The organism is Extensimonas perlucida (assembly GCF_007655255.1).
Lineage (GTDB): Bacteria > Pseudomonadota > Gammaproteobacteria > Burkholderiales > Burkholderiaceae_C > Extensimonas > Extensimonas perlucida.
This window is the reverse complement of sequence record NZ_VMYE01000002.1, coordinates 1-14,850: the sequence shown is the minus strand read 5'-3', so window position 1 is coordinate 14,850 and position 14,850 is coordinate 1. Positions and strand designations below refer to the sequence as shown.

General features: G+C 65.1%; 15 protein-coding genes. 2 read left to right on the top strand and 13 right to left on the bottom strand.

All coding sequences use genetic code 11. The features are described from left to right. Positions 1 to 19: 19 nt before the first annotated feature. Complete coding sequence (fliF, locus tag FK527_RS02705; RefSeq protein ID WP_144729475.1) at positions 20 to 1,705, bottom strand: flagellar basal-body MS-ring/collar protein FliF; 1,686 nt, start codon at positions 1,703 to 1,705, stop codon at positions 20 to 22. 206 nt (positions 1,706 to 1,911) lie between these two features. Between fliF and fliE the strand changes: the two genes are divergently transcribed. Together fliE and FK527_RS02695 are read left to right on the top strand one after the other, a co-directional pair. Next, positions 1,912 to 2,232: a flagellar hook-basal body complex protein FliE gene (gene fliE, locus FK527_RS02700; RefSeq protein WP_144729473.1), complete on the top strand. Its 321-nt coding sequence runs from the start codon at positions 1,912 to 1,914 to the stop codon at positions 2,230 to 2,232. Positions 2,233 to 2,284: 52 nt separating this feature from the next. After that, positions 2,285 to 3,187, top strand: a complete 903-nt coding sequence (locus tag FK527_RS02695) for a DMT family transporter (protein ID WP_144729471.1) — start codon at positions 2,285 to 2,287, stop codon at positions 3,185 to 3,187. Between the two features lie 31 nt (positions 3,188 to 3,218). On the opposite strand, the gene FK527_RS02690 is transcribed toward FK527_RS02695, so the two are convergent. The 12 genes from FK527_RS02690 to FK527_RS02635 all read right to left on the bottom strand — a co-directional run bounded on the left by FK527_RS02690 (position 3,219) and on the right by FK527_RS02635 (position 14,635). After that, positions 3,219 to 4,049: an SDR family oxidoreductase gene (locus FK527_RS02690; protein WP_144729469.1), complete on the bottom strand. Its 831-nt coding sequence runs from the start codon at positions 4,047 to 4,049 to the stop codon at positions 3,219 to 3,221. Positions 4,050 to 4,099: 50 nt separating this feature from the next. After that, on the bottom strand, positions 4,100 to 4,489 hold the full coding sequence (locus FK527_RS02685) for a non-heme iron oxygenase ferredoxin subunit (RefSeq protein ID WP_144729467.1): 390 nt from the start codon (positions 4,487 to 4,489) through the stop codon (positions 4,100 to 4,102). Positions 4,490 to 4,621: 132 nt separating this feature from the next. Beyond that, entirely contained in the window at positions 4,622 to 5,374 is a 753-nt protein-coding gene (locus FK527_RS02680; RefSeq protein ID WP_144729980.1) for an ABC transporter ATP-binding protein, read from the bottom strand. Positions 5,375 to 5,460: 86 nt separating this feature from the next. Further along, complete coding sequence (locus FK527_RS02675) at positions 5,461 to 6,252, bottom strand: ABC transporter ATP-binding protein (protein WP_144729465.1); 792 nt, start codon at positions 6,250 to 6,252, stop codon at positions 5,461 to 5,463. Continuing rightward, on the bottom strand, positions 6,249 to 7,289 hold the full coding sequence (locus FK527_RS02670; RefSeq protein ID WP_222116121.1) for a branched-chain amino acid ABC transporter permease: 1,041 nt from the start codon (positions 7,287 to 7,289) through the stop codon (positions 6,249 to 6,251). Before FK527_RS02670 ends, FK527_RS02675 begins: the two co-directional genes overlap by 4 nt. Continuing rightward, on the bottom strand, positions 7,289 to 8,161 hold the full coding sequence (locus tag FK527_RS02665; RefSeq protein ID WP_144729463.1) for a branched-chain amino acid ABC transporter permease: 873 nt from the start codon (positions 8,159 to 8,161) through the stop codon (positions 7,289 to 7,291). The genes FK527_RS02670 and FK527_RS02665 overlap by 1 nt, the downstream gene beginning before the upstream one ends. A 6-nt stretch (positions 8,162 to 8,167) precedes the next feature. Then, positions 8,168 to 9,328, bottom strand: a complete 1,161-nt coding sequence (locus tag FK527_RS02660) for an ABC transporter substrate-binding protein (RefSeq protein WP_186298365.1) — start codon at positions 9,326 to 9,328, stop codon at positions 8,168 to 8,170. A gap of 125 nt (positions 9,329 to 9,453) precedes the next feature. Further along, on the bottom strand, positions 9,454 to 11,034 hold the full coding sequence (locus FK527_RS02655) for a class I adenylate-forming enzyme family protein (RefSeq protein WP_144729459.1): 1,581 nt from the start codon (positions 11,032 to 11,034) through the stop codon (positions 9,454 to 9,456). Between the two features lie 27 nt (positions 11,035 to 11,061). Then, the gene (locus FK527_RS02650; protein WP_144729457.1) at positions 11,062 to 11,508 is read right to left on the bottom strand and encodes a Zn-ribbon domain-containing OB-fold protein; all 447 of its coding nucleotides are present in this window, start codon (positions 11,506 to 11,508) and stop codon (positions 11,062 to 11,064) included. 24 nt (positions 11,509 to 11,532) lie between these two features. After that, entirely contained in the window at positions 11,533 to 12,729 is a 1,197-nt protein-coding gene (locus tag FK527_RS02645) for a thiolase family protein (protein ID WP_222116120.1), read from the bottom strand. Between the two features lie 8 nt (positions 12,730 to 12,737). Next, complete coding sequence (locus tag FK527_RS02640; protein WP_246072643.1) at positions 12,738 to 13,271, bottom strand: aromatic-ring-hydroxylating dioxygenase subunit beta; 534 nt, start codon at positions 13,269 to 13,271, stop codon at positions 12,738 to 12,740. A 113-nt stretch (positions 13,272 to 13,384) separates the two neighbouring features. Further along, complete coding sequence (locus tag FK527_RS02635; RefSeq protein WP_144729455.1) at positions 13,385 to 14,635, bottom strand: aromatic ring-hydroxylating oxygenase subunit alpha; 1,251 nt, start codon at positions 14,633 to 14,635, stop codon at positions 13,385 to 13,387. Between the last annotated feature and the right edge of the window lie 215 nt (positions 14,636 to 14,850).

The window sequence follows — 14,850 nt, the reverse complement described above, 5'->3', positions numbered from 1 at the left end:
GATACGGTGTGACACGTGCTCATCCTGGGAGGGTCTCGCCATTCACCCAGGTTTTGAGGATGTTGGCCACGGCTACCGGGTTTTGCTTGGCCAGCGAGCGTGCCTCTTCCAGACGCAGTTGCTCGGGCGTCGCAGGCAGGGCCTCGGTGCGGGCCGCAGGCGCCGGCAGGGGCGGGCGCTCGGGCTGCTCGGCTTCGAGCGCATCGAGCCTGCGCCCGGCGGCCTCGGCTTTGCGCGCACCCAGCAGCACCGGGCGCACCAGCCCCCACAGCACAAGCGCCGCGAGCAGCACGGCACCCAGGGGCCACGCATAGCTGCGCAGCAGGTCCAGGGTTTCGGGGCGCTTCCACAGCGGCAGTTCGGACGGCGCAGCGGCGAGCGCCTGGAACGGCGCATTCATGAGGTTGACCGAATCGCCACGCTCCTTGTTGAAGCCTATGGCGTCGCGCACCAGCGCGGTCATCCGTTCGACCTGCTCGGGCGTGAGCGCCTTGGTCACGGTCTTGCCCTTGTCTTCGAGCGTCTGGTAGTTCACGACCACGGCAGCGGACAGGCGCTTGACGGCGCCGGGGTTTTCGCGCGTCACGCGCACGGTCTTGTCCACCTCGTAGTTGGTGATCGATTCGCGTTTGTTTGCGGCGCCCGCAGGCGCGCCCTGTTGCTGGCCGTTGGCCGCTGCCAGCGGGGCCGAGGCGCCATTGATGGGCGCGCTCGAGGCGCCTGGCGGCTGGTTGCTCGTGGCACCGGGCACGCCTGCGGGCGGCCCCGCCGGCTGCGGGCCCGTGCTTTCCACCACCTGCTGGCTGCGCACGGCGCTGGCCTCGGGCGCGAGGTTGGGGCGGTGCTGCTCGGAGGTGGACTCGGTCTGGCTGAAATCGACCTCGGCCGTGACCTGCGCTTTCACGTTGCCGGGCCCCACGACGGGCTCAAGGATGTCCATGATGCGGCGCGCATACTGCTGCTCGAGCTGCTGCTGGTATGCCAGCTGCTGCGCGTCGGCGCCACCGTTGGCAGCATCGGGCGCTTGCGAAAGCAGCTTGCCGCTGTCATCGAGCACGCTCACGTCTGCAGGCGACATCTCGGGCACGCTAGAGGACACAAGATGCACGATGCCCGCGATCTGCGCGCGGTCCAGCGTACGCCCCGGGTACAGGCTCAGCAGTACCGAGGCAGAGGGCTTTTGCTGCTCGCGGAAAAAACCGTTCTGATTGGGCAGCGCCAGGTGCACGCGCGCGCTTTGCACCGAAGACAGGGCCTGGATCGAGCGCGTGAGTTCGCCTTCGAGCCCGCGCTGGAAGTTGACCCGTTCCTGGAATTGCGTCATGCCGAAGCGGTTGCCGCCTTCCATGATTTCGAAGCCCGTGACCGAACCCTTGGGCAGGCCCTGCGTCGCCAGGCGCAGGCGCACGTCGTGCACGCGCTCGGCCGGCACGAGGATCGCGCCGCCGCCTTCGGAATACTTGTAGGGCACGTTCATCTGCGCGAGCTGCGCGACGATGGCGCCGCCGTCCTTGTCGCTCAAATTGGCGAACAGCACGCGGTAGTCGGCCTGGCGGCCGAACACCACGGCGGCCACGAGCAGCGCCACGAGCAAGGCCAGGCCAAGCCCCAGGCGCAGGCGCTGCGGCGCGTCCAGCGCCGACAGCCGCTGCTGCCAGGGCGCGCGCGCCGGCGGGGTGTTGGGTATTTCGGCAAGTGCGGACATGGTGCGTGAAAAAGCTCTGGTGGTTTCCTCGCGCGGCGCATGCTAAAGGCAGCTGCGCCGAGACTCTGGGGCCATGTGATTATTCGCATGCTCCCCGGGTCTGTTCGTCCGATAAGGCGTTCATTTGACCATTATTTCGGCGTGCTGCAGCGCCCGCACGCCACTAGCATTGCGCCATCGCCTCGTTCCACCCCAAGGATATCGCCATGGACCTGCGCATTTCAAGCTCCACCGTCCCCCTCGCGGGCGCCGGTCTGGCGCGCCGCGCCGCAGCCCCGCAGGCAGGTGCGGGCAGTGTGGGCAGCGCGGGCTTTGCCAGCGAACTCAAGGGCGCGCTGCAATCGGTGAGCGCGGCACAAAACCAGGCCACGCAGCTGCAGCGCGAGGTGCAGCTCGAAAACCCCGCCGTGAGCCTCGAAGAAACCATGCTCGCGATCCAGAAGGCGCAAATCGGCTTTCAGGCCGCGCTCAACGTGCGCAACCGCATGGTGCAGGCCTACACCGACATCATGAACATGCAGGTCTGATGATCCAAAACGCTGTGCGCCACAAACGTGCCATGCCCGCTACAGTTGCGGCATGACGCAAAAGCTCACCCCTGCAACCGCTGCCCTGCTCGTGATCGCGCCGCTGATGTGGGCGGGCAACGCCGTGGCGGGCCGCATGGTGCACACGCTGGTCTCGCCGTTCACGCTCAATTTTCTGCGCTGGCTGCTGGCCTTCGCGCTGCTGCTGCCGCTGGCCTGGGGCGTGCTGCGGCCCGGCAGTGCGCTATGGGGCCAGTGGCGCCGGTTTGCGCTGCTCGGGCTGCTGGGCATTGGCCTGTATAACGCGCTGCAATACATGGCGCTGCAGACTTCCACGCCGATCAATGTCACGCTCGTGGGCGCGAGCATGCCGGTCTGGATGCTGCTCGTGGGGGCGCTGTTTTTCGGCGCCAGGGTCGCAGCCCGGCAACTGATAGGGGCGCTGCTGTCGGTCAGCGGTGTGCTGCTGGTGCTCAGCCGCGGCGAGTGGGCGCAGCTGCTCGCGCTGCGCCTGGTGCCGGGCGACCTGTTCATGCTGCTCGCGGCGATTTCCTGGGCTTTTTACAGCTGGCTGCTGGTGCGCACCAGCGCGCCCGCGGGCATGCGTGGCGACTGGGCCGGCTTGCTCATGGCCCAGGTGGTCTTTGGTCTGGGCTGGTCGGGTGCGCTCTCGGCGTTCGAGTGGGCCACGGGGCGCGGCCATATCACCTGGAATGCGCTGTTCGTGGTGGCACTCGCGTTCATCGCCATCGGCCCGGCCGTCGTGGCCTACCGTTGCTGGGGCATAGGCGTGCAGCGCGTGGGGCCGGCCGTGGCGGGCTTTTTCTCCAACCTCACGCCGCTGTTCGCGGCGCTGCTTTCGGCGGCGCTGCTGGGCGAGGCGCCGCAGCTGTTTCACGCCGCGGCTTTTGCGCTCATCGTGGGCGGTATCTGGGTGTCGTCGCAGCGGGCCTGAAGCCGTTTCCCCGCGCTCGCCTTCACCTCGCTCAGAACGTACCCGGATAGGCGCCGCCGTCGGGCAGGATGTTCTGTCCCGTGAGGTAGCCGGCCTGTACGCTGCACAGGAAGGCGCAGATGGCGCCGAATTCCTCAGGCGTGCCAAAGCGCCCTGCGGGTATCTGCGCCTGCTGCTGGCGGCGCATCTCCTGCCCGCTGACACCTGCAGCCTGGGCCATGGCCTCTAAGGTAACCCCCAGCCGCTCGGTGGCGAATTTGCCCGGCAGCAGGTTGTTGATGGTCACGCCCTGCGCGGCGATCTTGCTGCGCGCGAGACCAGCCACAAAGCCCGTGAGCCCGCTGCGCGCGCCGTTTGACAAGCCCAGCACGTTCATGGGTGCCTTGACCGCACTCGAGGTGATGTTGACGATGCGGCCAAAACCGCGTGCGGCCATGCCATCGACGGTGGCCTTGATGAGCTCGATCGGCGTGAGCATGTTGGCGTCTATGGCGCGCAGCCAGTCGGCGCGCTCCCAGTCACGGAAGTCACCCGGCGGCGGCCCGCCCGCGTTCGTGACCACAATGTCGAAGTCGCGCCCCGGCCCACCAGGCGCGCTGAACACCGCAGCGCGGCCCTCGGGCGTGGTGATGTCGGCAGCCACCGCGAGCACCACGGGTTTCAAGCCATTTTGGCCGCTAGCGCTTGATATGTCTTGGCTAGCAGCTATCAATTTAGCTACTGCCTGCTGCAAAGTCTCAGCGTTGCGCGCGTTGATGACGACGTTCACGCCCTCGCGCACCAGCGCCTGCGCGCAGCCAAAACCCAAACCCTTGCTCGCGCCGCACACGAGCGCCCACTTGCCTGCTATCCCTAAGTCCATGGCGCGTCTCCCCCAAGAAAGAAGACCACGAATATAGGACTTGCGCGCAATCAGGCCGCGTCGTCCGCGCAATGCCCCGCGTCGAGCGCAGCGAATATCTGCTCGTCCTCGACCTTGACCGGATAGACCATCAAGGCCTTGGTGCAGGGATAAGTGGTCGCCGCGCCGGTGCGGATGTCGAAGCGCCCGGCATGGAAAGGGCATTCGATCTCGCAGCCGACGATCTCGCCCTCGGCCATGGAGGCGTCACCGTGCGTGCAGGTGTCGTCCATGACGAAGTATTCGCCCTCGAGGCACACCACCGCCAGCGGCGGCCGGCCCTCGACCTGCACCTGCAGCGCGTAGCCGGGCTCGACCTCGCTCGTGCGGGCAATGAATGTGTAGGCCAGCGCAGCGCCTTCGCCTTGCGCTTGGGGTGCGGGAGAAACAGAAGTGCTCATAAACCAAAATCAGGAAAGGAAACGGGCCGTCCATAGCGGCGGCCCGCAGGGGGAAACATCATAACCAGCCTCGTGAGCACAAGAGCTGAGTTGCACTGATCAACAGGCTGCAGTTTGGCAAAGCAGCGATTTTCAGGCTGCCTCCAACAGCGGCTCAGCCGCGCACAGGGCATCCTCGTCCACGCCCAGCCCCAGATAGGCGGCGCGCACCATCGGGTCGTCCATGAGCGCCGCGCCACGTCCCTCATGAACAATGCGACCGCTCTCGAGCACATAGGCCCAGTCGGCCAGCGGCAGCGCCTCGTGCGCGTTTTGCTCCACGAGCAGGATGGTCATGCCGTCGCGCCGCAGGTTCGCGATGATGGAGAACACCTCCTCGACGATCAGCGGCGCCAATCCCATTGAGGGTTCGTCGAGCAGCAGCAGACGCGGCTGGCTCATCAGTGCACGCCCGATCGCGAGCATCTGCTGCTGGCCACCCGAGAGCAGCCCCGCATGTTCCTTGCGCCGGTTCGCGAGCGCGGGGAACAGCTGGTACATGCGTTCGAGCTCGCGCTCGACTTCGGCCTTGGGGCGGGTTTGTCCGCCCAGGCGCAGGTTTTCATCGACGGACAGGTCCCCAAAGACGCAACGGCCTTCAGGGCAGTGCGCAACGCCGCGCCCGACACGTCTGTGCGCCGGCAGCTTGCCCAGGGGCTGTCCGTCCAGCTCGATGCTGCCGCCGCGCAGGGGCTGCAGGCCCGAGATGGTTTTGAGCAAGGTGGTTTTGCCCGCGCCGTTGCTGCCCACCAGCGCCACCAACTGCCCTGGCATGACCTCCAGGCTCACGCCGTGCAGGCACTGGATGTGGCCGTACCAGCTGTCGACGCCGCGCAGGCGCAGCAGCGGCTGAGCGCCCGAGGCGCGGGAAGCATTTGGAATAGGCTGCGTCATGGATAGCTCCTTTGCACCGCAAAGCGGGATGGGGGGATTCATTTGGTGCCCAGATAAGCGGCGATCACGTCCGGGTCGCGTGCCACCTCGGCCGGCGTGCCCTGCGCGATGCAGCGGCCATAGTTGAGCACCACCACATGGTCGGACACGCCCATCACGAGCTTCATGTCGTGCTCGATCAACACCACCGTGATGTGCTGCGCAGCCAGGCGTTCGATGATGCGCCCCATCTCGACCTTTTCGCTCGGGTTGAGCCCCGCGGCGGGTTCGTCGAGCAGCAGCAGGCGCGGCGTGCGAATCAGCGCCCGCGCGAGTTCCAGCCGCTTGAGCGCACCGTAGGACATGGCGTCGGGCAGGCTGTCGGGCGAAACGTCCAGTCCCACCAGGGCAAGCAGTTCCTCCACCTTGTCGCTCAGCTCGCGGTCGCGCCGCACGAGCGCAGGCAGACGCAAAATCCCGGCCCAGAGTCCGCCCTGCAGACCAACGTGCGCACCCAGCAGGATGTTTTCGCGCACCGTCATGTTGCGGCAGATCTTGAGGTTCTGGAAGGTGCGGCAGACGCCGAGCGTGGCGAGCTCGTGGGGCGCGAGCATGGCGGTATCGTGGCCGTCGATCAGCACCCGACCGGCGCTCGGGCGATAGAGGCAGCTCACGATGTTGAGCAGCGTCGTCTTGCCCGCGCCATTGGGGCCGATCAGCGAGTGCACATGCCCCTGACTCAAGGAGAACGTGACGTTCTCGAGCACCTTGGGGCCGCCAAAATCCTTGTGCACGCCTTCCAGGCGCACGATGTCGTTTTCTGCCGCACGACTTTGCAGGACGGCGCTCATGTGCGTGCCCCCGGGTGCGCAGCGCGGCGCGCAAGCCAGCGTTCACGCAGCGTCGGCACGATGCCGCGCGGCATGAGCAGCACCACCGCAAACAGAATGCAACCTACCACCAGGGTCTCGTACTCGGCCGCCTTGGCCAGCAGATGCGGCAGCAAGGTCACGATGCCGGCGCCCAGCACGGCTCCGGCGATGGAGCCTATGCCGCCCACCACGGCCATCATCAGGAATTGCACGGAATGCAGAAACGAAGCCGCATCCGGCGTGACGAAACCCGAATAATGCGCATACAAGGCGCCCATGAATCCGGCAATCGCCGCAGAAAACACGAAGATGCGCACCTTGTAGCTCTGCACATCGACGCCCATGGTGGTGGCGGCAATCTCGGCATCGTGCAGCGCGCGCAAGGCACGCCCCGCCGGAGAACGCAGCAGATTGACCGAGGCGAGCACCGTCAGCACCAGCACCAGCAGCAGCACACCGTACCAGGCGGCGTCGCCTTGCAGGGTGTGGCCTGCGAACGTGAGCGGGTTGACGGACATGCCATCCGGTCCGCCGCTCCACTGCGGCTCGTTGCGCAACACGATGCCAAGCAAAAAACCCACCCCCAGCGTGGCCACCGCGAGGTAATAGCCCGACAGCTTGAGAAACAGCCGCCCCACGAGCCAGGCCAGCAGCACCGTGCCAGCCACGGCACAGACGATGGCCAGCAGCACCGGCCAGTTCTGCATGGTCGAGAGATACGCCGACAGGTACGCACCGCTGGCAAAAAATGCCGCATGGCCCAGGCTCAGCTGCCCCGTGGTGCCAATCATCAAGGTCAGCGACACGGCTACGGCAGCGTTGATGAACACCAGGTTGGCCACCGCCAGATAGAACGGATTGGGCACCAGCAACGGAAACACCGCCGCAGCGAGCAGCGCCAGGGCCGCGAGCCACGCCGTGCGCGCCGCACCACGCCTTGCGCCACGGGTCACACTTTCGCCCGTGCGCCCCTTCGCAGATTTACCCGCAAGGGCCATAGATTCCATCACTCCCATCACACACGCTCCACACGCCGGCGGCCAAACAAACCCGTGGGCTTGACCATGAACAGCAGCACGATCATCACGAAAGGCACGGCATCCTTGTAAGCGGACGACACATAGCCCGCCGTCATGGCTTCGGCCAGGCCGATCGCGAAACCGCCGAACACCGCTCCCCAAGGGCTGCCCATGCCGCCGATGATCGCGGCGATGATGCCCTTGAGGCCCACCATCACGCCCACATCGGCATAGGTGTAGGTGATGGGCGCAGTGACGATGCCACCGATCGCGCCCAGCACACCCGACAGGCCAAAAGCCAACAGCAGCACACGCTTGACGTCTATGCCCATGAGCTGCGCAGTGGTCGGGTCCAGCGAGGCGGCGACAAAGCCACGCCCGGTGCGGCTGTGGCGGAAAAACCATGCCAGCCCGGCCAGCACCACGGCCGTGATGCCCATCACCCACAGCGCCTGCGGCAATATCGTGGCACCACCGATGCGCAATGGCTCGCTGCCGCTGAATGGCGGGATCGAGCGTGTCTGCGTACCCCACAGCACATGGGCCAGGCCGCGCAACATGATGCCGAAGGCCACCGTGAGGATGATCACCTGCAGCACCCCGGAACGCTGCAGGGTGTAGGTGAACACCCGCTGCAGCAGCAAAGACACCGCCAAGCCCGCGAGCACCGCGAGCAGCATGGCCAGCCAGAAGGGCATCTGCGTCTGCAGCAGCACGGCCGTGACCATGCCGCCGATCATGACCGATTCACCCTGGGCAAAATTGAGCGCCCCGCTGGCGTTGTAGATCAGCGTGAAGCCCAGCGCCACCAAGGCGTAGCGCGCCCCTTCCGTGAGGCCGGAGGACAGAAACTGAATGAAAGCGTCCACAGGTGTTTACTCCAGCAGCTTCCAGCGCCCATCCTTGACCTGCACGATGCGCAGGGACGCGGCAGTCAACCCCACGTGATCCGTCGGGCTCATGCGGAAAGGGCCGGTCACGCCGAGCACGGAGCTGGCTTCGATCGCATCGCGCAGCTTGGCCGGATCTACGCTGCCCGTGCGCTGCACAGCCTCGCGGATCAGCAGCATGGCATCGTGCGCATTGCCGGCAAAAAACGACGGAACCTCGCCATACTTGGCCTGGTAGGCCTTGACGTAGGCCTGCACCACACCCTGCTGCGGGTTGTTGGCGGGCAGCTGATCCCACACCAGGATGGCGCCATTGGCCATCACCATATCCTCTGCGGCAGCGCCGGCGAGCTTCACGAAGGTATCGGAAGCCAGCGCGTGCGTGCCGTAGTGCGGCAGGGGAATCCCCAATTGCTTGTAGTTCTTGGTGACGATGACGGCCGGCTCGCCGAAGCCGCAGTTCAGGATCGCCTGAATGCCCGGCACTTGGCGCAAGTTGGTGAGTTGCGCGGTCATGTCGGTGTCTTTGGCGTTGAAAGACTCCTCGCGCACGATCTTGACACCTCGCTGCGGCGCTACCTCCTGCGCCGCGGCGAGGCAGGCCCGGCCAAAGGCGTCCGTGCCCGCGATCACACCTACGTTGGCCAGGCCGCGTTTGCGCATGTGGTCGTAGAGGCGCGTAATGGCCATGGCGTCCGTCTGATTCATCTTGAAGACGAACTTTTTCACAGGGTCGATGATCACCGTTCCGCCAGCGAGCGACAGCATGGGCACACCAGCGCGCTCGACCAGCGGTACGGCCGACATCGTCGTCCCGGTGGTAGAGCCGCCGATGATCACCTGCACGCCGTCGTTGTCGAGCATGCGCTTGACGAGCGTGTTCGCACGCGGCGGGCTGGATTCGTCGTCGTAGCGGAACAACTCAATCTTGCGGCCATCGATGCCGCCGCCGGCATTGATCATGTCCACATACATTTCGACCGTTTTCATGGCGCCCGCGCCCAGGTAGGACGCAGGGCCAGTCACGGAAAGATAGGCGCCGATCTTCAAAGGCGGTTTAGCCTGCGCCCAGGCGGTGGCGCCGAGCAGCGCCGAAGCGGCCAATGCCAGCGTGGCCGCCAGGCGTGTGGTGAAACGGTTTTTCATCATGGTCTCCTTGGTCTTTCGATGTGAAGCGTTCTCTCTGGCCTGCCAGGAGAGATTCGCGTTGAGGGGGTCTTCTTGCCGGGAGCAAGTGGCGCGCACCTGCTCCCGAAAACTTCTTTTCCTGTTTATTCGACCTGCGTACTCCAAGGCACGAGTCCCGGTTCGGAACTGAGCCAGGCCTTGATCTCGTTTTTCTTGAGCTTGGCGTTCGAGGTCTTGGGCAGCGTGTCCACGAACACCACGTGCTTGGGTGTCTCGGGGCGGCTGAGCTTGCCGTGGCAGAAGTCGATGAGCTCCGCCGCCGTGGTTTGCGCATGCCCTGCGCGCTTGACGACCGCTGCGACCACGGCCTCGCCCCATTCGGGGTGCGGCACACCGACCACGGCCACTTCTTCGACCGCCGGGTGCTCGACCAGCACGGCTTCGACCGTGGTCGGGAACACGTTCACGGCGCCGGTGATGATGAGGAACTTCTGGCGATCCATCAGATACAAGTAGCCGCGCTCGTCGAGGCGGCCGATGTCGTTGGTACGCAGCCAGCCGTCGGGCAGGGCCTCTGCCGTGGCCTCGGGCAGGTTGCGGTAGCCCTTCATCAGCGTGTTGCCGCGCAGCCAGACTTCGCCCACTTCGCCCGGGGCCAAGATGGTGCCCTCGCCGTCGCGGATGGTGCAGTCGTAGTGGATGCCGATGCGCCCGACCGATTTCAACAAGCCCGGTTCGTCGCGCAGCGCCATATCGTGGTCTTTGTCGGTCAGGTAGCTGATCCAGCCGCCCGTGGCCTCGGTCATCGCGTAGGTCTGCATCAAGGCCACCTTGAAGGTGTCCTTGGCATCGCGGATGAGCTTGGGCGTGGCCGGGGACGAACCGTAGATCATCAGGCGCAGCGAAGACAGGTCATACACCGGGTTGGCACGCACCTCGGCAATGGCGCGCTGCAGCATGGTCGGCACGAGCAGACCTACGGTGACTTTGAAGCGCTCCACGTCATGCAGATAGTTCTGCAACTGAAACGCTCCATCGGGCAGCACCATGGTCATGCCGTTGCCCAGACCCAGCGAGGTCATCATGATCACGACCCAGGCCGAGGCCGCCGGCATGTACCAGATATCGTCCGTGCAAAAGCCGAACTGGATCAGCGAGTGCAGGATGCAGTTGGCGCCGCCCTCGTGCGTGAGCAGCACGCCCTTGGGCACGCCCGTGGTGCCCGAGGTGTAGCTGATGAACAGCACGTCGTCGCCCGCAAGTGCCGGCCAGACGGGCTCGCCCTGCGCCTGCGCGAGCAGTTGCTCATAGTCCAGCGGCAGGCCATGGCCTTCACCGTAGCCGATCAGCGTGATGCCCAAAGCGGCGATGTCGCCCAGGTGATCTGCAATCAGGTGCTTGCAGCGCGCCTGCACGAGCAGGTACTTGGTGTCGCTGTCTTTGAGCACATGCAGCATTTCGGGCCAGGCGTACTGGGTGTTCAGACCCACGCGCGGCGCGCCTATCTTCATGCAGGCGAAGAAGTGTTCATAGACTTCGATGGTCTCCAGCGTGAGGATGGCGACGGTGTCATCCTTGCGGTGGCCGAGCTTTTGCAGCGCCACGGCAAAGCGGTCGGAGCGTTCGTGCATCTGGCGCCACGTGGCGCTGCGGTCGCCGCACAGATAGGCGGTCTTGGTCGGATAGTTCTGCGCACAGCGCCGAACCATGTCGCGGGGTAGCATGAAAAAGGATCTCCTGGTTTCTTCAGTTCAAGCCGCCATGGGCTTGCTTTGGTTTGTGGTGGTGCGCGCCGTTTTGCGTCCGGCGGTGGTCACAGTGCGACCGCGCACAATGCGGAAAATCAGGCCCTTGCCGTCAAAAGCGGCTTGGAGGGCCATGCCAACTTGCACGCTCTCGGGTGCATCGGTCTCGATGCGACAGACCAAGCGCGGACCTTCCTCGAGCTCAACCAGGCCATGCACCAGCGGCACGGGAAAGTCGGGCGAGTAGGCGCGGCGCGTGACGGTGTACGACAACAGCTCGGCCTTGCCGCTCGCGCGCTGCCAGCGCACGTTCGGGTCTTGCTGGGCGCACCAGCCGCGCTCGTGGTAGCCCAGCGCGGCGCCGGTTTTCTGATTCACGGCGATCAGCAGCTGCTTTTGGGCGATGCCGGCGAGGAACTCCTCGTCGTAGCGGTGCAGTTCGATGGCTTCCATAGGGTGTTCTCCAGGCAGGCGCGCTCAATTGAGTTTTTGGTGCGGGCTCACCAGCACACAGGTGTGGTAGTCGAGGCAGCCGCCATTGCCGCTGACCAGGATCAGGTCGTTTTTGACCTGGCGTTCGCCGCCGGCGCCCCGTGCTTGGATCACGGCCTCGGACAGCGGCGTCATGCCTTGCAGGTAAAAGCCCGACAGATGGCCGCCGCCCGTATTGACCGGCAGCTTGCCGCCCGGCGCGGTATGGCCGCGTTCGACGAAGGCACCGCCGGCGCCGCGCTTGGCAAGGCCATAGCCTTCGAGACTCAGCACGCCCGCGTAAGAAAAGGCGTCATAGAACTGGCACTGCGTTACGTCACGCGCCGTGACACCTGCGCTGCGGTACGCGGCCTTGCCTGCTTGCACCGCACCCGTCAGCACTTCGGGCTCGTCGCCACGCAGGCCCGAGCGGCCACGGTGACCTTGTCCCATACCATGAATGTAGGCGGGGGGCTTGGGCGCATCGGCCGCGCGATCCACTGCCGTGACCACGAGCGCGATCGCTCCGTTGACCGGAAAGCAGCAGTCGAGCACGCGAAACGGCTCAACCACGTAGGGCGAGGCCAAATAGTCCTGCAGCGTGATCGGCTTGCGCAAAAACGCCTGCGGGTTCAGCGCTGCCCATTGGCGGCAGGCGATCGCATAGGCGCCGAGCTGCTCCTGCGTGGTGCCGTACAGCGCCATGTGCCGGCGTGCCGCGAGCGCATAGCCCGCCGTTGCGCCCAGAAAGCCCTGCCGCGCCTCCCAGCTCTCGATGCCGGACAAGGGCATGGCCAGCGCGAAAGTGTCGCCTCCGCCCTTGCCTTTTTCCTTGATAGGCGTGTCAGAGAACACGCAAACGACCGCCTTGGCAAGCCCCGCAGCGACAGCCAGCGTAGCGTATTGCACCATCTGCACCGCCGTGGAGCCTTCCGAATCCAGAGCGGCGAGCAAGGAAAGATCGCGCAGGCCGATGTCGTTTTGCATGCGCAGCGGCAGTTCTTCGGTGTGCGCCGTAGGGCTTTTGTTCAGCAGCAGGCCGTCGATGTCCTTGACCCGCAGGCCCGCATCGGCAATCGCCGCGAGGATGGCCGATGCGGCCAGCTCGCGCACGCTGCCTATGGGCTGGCGCGACATGGCGCTGAAACCCAAGCCCGTGATGGCGGCTTTCGCCTGGGGCTTTTCCGTTGTGGACTTTGCCATGGCGGGCATCAGATGATGAACGCCAGGCTGGGCACGTCTTCCTCGCCGTTCACGAGCATGACCTTCTTGAAGAACATGCCCAGGCTGCCGTCGGCGCGGCGGCGCAGGTGGTATTCGACGCGGCCGGGCCAGACTTCCAGCTGGCCCGTGGAAGACTTGCGCAGCTCGTAGAGCACGAAGTTGCATTGCGCCTTCCAGCTGTCGTCGGAGAGACGCTGCACCTCGATATTGCTGAGCAGGCGGCGCATGGGCGACACCGGCACCTGGGCATGGCGCTTGCCGGTGGCCAGCTGCGCGACGCGGGTGCGCAGGCGCGAGCGGTTGTCGGCGATGATGGAGACATGCTTGTTCATGTCGAAGTCACCCTCGCCCAGCGGCACCCAATAGACCATGTCGTCCTCGACCAGCGCCTCCCATTCGAGGTAGCGCGACTCGTCGGCAAGGCGCGCCTCCTGGTAGAGGAAGTCACACACCATGCGGTACTCGCGCTCGCTGACCGGGGCGGTCGCGGTTTGTTCTTTCGTGGCTGTCATCGTTGTCATGTCAACGCTCCTGGTGCGCGCAGCATCGCGGCGCGCGGTGATGGATGAAGGAAGAAATGGGGAAGGAAAAGTCTTTCTGCTGGAGCAGGGTTTCAGGCCGTCTCCGTCATGACCTACTTGTAGTGGTTCCAGAAGCCGCGGTTGGTCGTCTCGTCGCTGATGTGGCTCACGACCACGCCCATGTCATCGACATGCTCGCGATTCAGGCCGCGCGAGAGGTCGAGCCAGGCGTCTTCGCCGCGCAGGGCGATCTGCTGGCGCTCGGAGATCACGCTGTCGTCGGCCAGCAGGAAAGCGGCCGGCCCCATCGCGCCCTCGGAGTTGCGGATGATGCGTGCGTTGAGCTCGTCGGAGGCACCTTCGAGCAGCATGGGCGTGTGCCACTGAACGCACTCGTGCGCGTTCACGGGCTGGAAGATGACGATGTTCATCTCGCCGAGGAACAGGTTCGGGAAGATGGCCGCGTGCGGCGGGCCGTCGCGCAGAATCTGGTCGGCCTTGGCTTCGCCGTGGAAGGCTTTCATCTGCGCCACATAGTCGGGGTAGCGGTCGGCGCTGGTGTTGAGCCACTCCAGATACCGTTTGTAGGTGGGCGAGAAATACAGTTCGGTGTGGCCGTTGCCCCAGTCCTTGGTTTCCGACTTCAGGCTTTCTTCGGTGGCGATCACGGCCGTGTCGTACTGCGAGCGGATGACCTGCGCGAACGAAGCGTGCACGTCGTTGACGTGGTAGCCGTCGGTGTCGTTTTCAGGCAGCATCTTCCAGTTCGAGGCAAAACGCTGCTTGGCCCAGCCGGCCGTGAGCTTGATGCGGCCCGTGGGCGACATGTCGCAGGAACGGTCGAGCAAAATCTTTGCGCGCCCCAGGTGCTCGGCCAGCGGCGGCACGTCGTCCTTGAAGCTCGCGAACACGAAGCCGCGGTAGCTCTCGGTGCGCAACTTGCGCAGGCCCAGATCAGACTTGTCTTTCTTGAAGCCACCAGGGTAGGGCACGTCTTTGAGATTGCCCCCGAGGTCAAACACCCAGCCGTGGTAGGCGCAGGTGAAGTATTTCTCTTTGCCGTGCTTTTCGACGCGCAGCATGTTGCCGCGGTGCGTGCAGCGGTTGACCAGCACGGCGATCGAGTCGTCGCGCTGGCGCACCATCAGCACTTCTTCGAGGCCCAGCGTGCGGCGCACGTACTCGCCGGCGCTCGGGATTTCGGAGTCGTGCCCCACGAACACCCAGCCGCTGTGGAAGATTTTTTTCATCTCCTGCTCGAACAGCGCCTCGTTGGTATAGACGCTGCCGCGGATGCGGTCTTTTTCAATCAGGGCTGCCACGTCCGGGGCAGAGTTGAGACTAACGCTAGTTTGGGTGGTCATGACACACTCCTTTCAACGGCCGACATTGGCCAGCAGACACATGAAACTTATGACGGCGGGTGCGCCACCCAGGCACACCCGCTTCCTTTTAACGTGAAAGACACCAGTGCCCAGACGAGCCGGGGCCTGACCTGACGCTGGCCATGGCGAGGAGTGGACGTTTTTGTGGTCGTGGGCGCAATGCCCGAAGGGTTCAGACGGGCTTGGGCATATAG

Bases quoted from the DNA above. Each gene is read 5' to 3' on its own strand.
- fliF (WP_144729475.1), bottom strand. From the start codon at position 1,705: ATGTCCGCACTTGCCGAAATACCCAACACCCCGCCGGCGCGCGCGCCC.
- fliE (WP_144729473.1), top strand. From the start codon at position 1,912: ATGGACCTGCGCATTTCAAGCTCCACCGTCCCCCTCGCGGGCGCCGGT.
- FK527_RS02695 (WP_144729471.1), top strand. From the start codon at position 2,285: ATGACGCAAAAGCTCACCCCTGCAACCGCTGCCCTGCTCGTGATCGCG.
- FK527_RS02690 (WP_144729469.1), bottom strand. From the start codon at position 4,049: ATGGACTTAGGGATAGCAGGCAAGTGGGCGCTCGTGTGCGGCGCGAGC.
- FK527_RS02685 (WP_144729467.1), bottom strand. From the start codon at position 4,489: ATGAGCACTTCTGTTTCTCCCGCACCCCAAGCGCAAGGCGAAGGCGCT.
- FK527_RS02675 (WP_144729465.1), bottom strand. From the start codon at position 6,252: ATGAGCGCCGTCCTGCAAAGTCGTGCGGCAGAAAACGACATCGTGCGC.
- FK527_RS02670 (WP_222116121.1), bottom strand. From the start codon at position 7,289: ATGGGAGTGATGGAATCTATGGCCCTTGCGGGTAAATCTGCGAAGGGG.
- FK527_RS02660 (WP_186298365.1), bottom strand. From the start codon at position 9,328: ATGAAAAACCGTTTCACCACACGCCTGGCGGCCACGCTGGCATTGGCC.
- FK527_RS02655 (WP_144729459.1), bottom strand. From the start codon at position 11,034: ATGCTACCCCGCGACATGGTTCGGCGCTGTGCGCAGAACTATCCGACC.
- FK527_RS02650 (WP_144729457.1), bottom strand. From the start codon at position 11,508: ATGGAAGCCATCGAACTGCACCGCTACGACGAGGAGTTCCTCGCCGGC.
- FK527_RS02645 (WP_222116120.1), bottom strand. From the start codon at position 12,729: ATGGCAAAGTCCACAACGGAAAAGCCCCAGGCGAAAGCCGCCATCACG.
- FK527_RS02640 (WP_246072643.1), bottom strand. From the start codon at position 13,271: ATGACAACGATGACAGCCACGAAAGAACAAACCGCGACCGCCCCGGTC.
- FK527_RS02635 (WP_144729455.1), bottom strand. From the start codon at position 14,635: ATGACCACCCAAACTAGCGTTAGTCTCAACTCTGCCCCGGACGTGGCA.